The sequence below is a fragment of the Stenotrophomonas sp. 3diitr2024 genome, assembly GCF_042136455.1.
Taxonomy (GTDB): Bacteria; Pseudomonadota; Gammaproteobacteria; order Xanthomonadales; family Xanthomonadaceae; genus Stenotrophomonas; species Stenotrophomonas sepilia.
This window is the reverse complement of the sequence record NZ_JBHHMJ010000025.1, coordinates 1-483: the sequence shown is the minus strand read 5'-3', so window position 1 is coordinate 483 and position 483 is coordinate 1. Positions and strand designations below refer to the sequence as shown.

The following is a 483-nucleotide window of genomic DNA, read 5'->3' as shown; positions in this document are numbered from 1 at the left end:
CGACATCAAGCTGGACCGGATCAGCGCCACGCCGGGGACGCAGGATGTGATCCTGCTGGCACCCTCGGCAACGGGACGGTTGGACGTCCTGGCCGGGGGCAGCATCTTCGCCCAACGTGGCGCGACCCAGATCGCGCGCTTCGGCCTGTCCGAGGAACAGGCCGAGTACATCCTGGAAACCAAGCTGAAGCAGCTGGCCCGCCTGGAAGAGATGAAGATCCGCGGCGAGCAGGAAGAGCTGGCCAAGGGGCCGAAGCTGCTGCTGCTGGACGAACCGATGGGCGCGCTGGACAAGAAGCTGCGCTCGCAGATGCAGCTGGAACTGGTCAGCATCATCGAATCGTCGGGCGTGACCTGCCCGCCAGCCGCCGCTTCTACCAGGCAGTGTTCGATACGGTCGGCATCCCACTGGGCGGCGAAGGGCCAGACTTCTTCTGGGCCGACGAGCTGTTCATTTCCAGTGCCAGCAGCCGTGCCGCCGCC

The 483-nt window shown here is 65.8% G+C and carries 2 pseudogenes; both read left to right on the top strand.

The features are described 5' to 3' along the window. Positions 1-358, top strand: a pseudogene (locus ABGA94_RS00380) (hypothetical protein); the annotation flags it as partial. After that, positions 340-483, top strand: a pseudogene (locus ABGA94_RS00375) (VOC family protein); the annotation flags it as partial. The pseudogenes ABGA94_RS00380 and ABGA94_RS00375, both read left to right, overlap by 19 nt.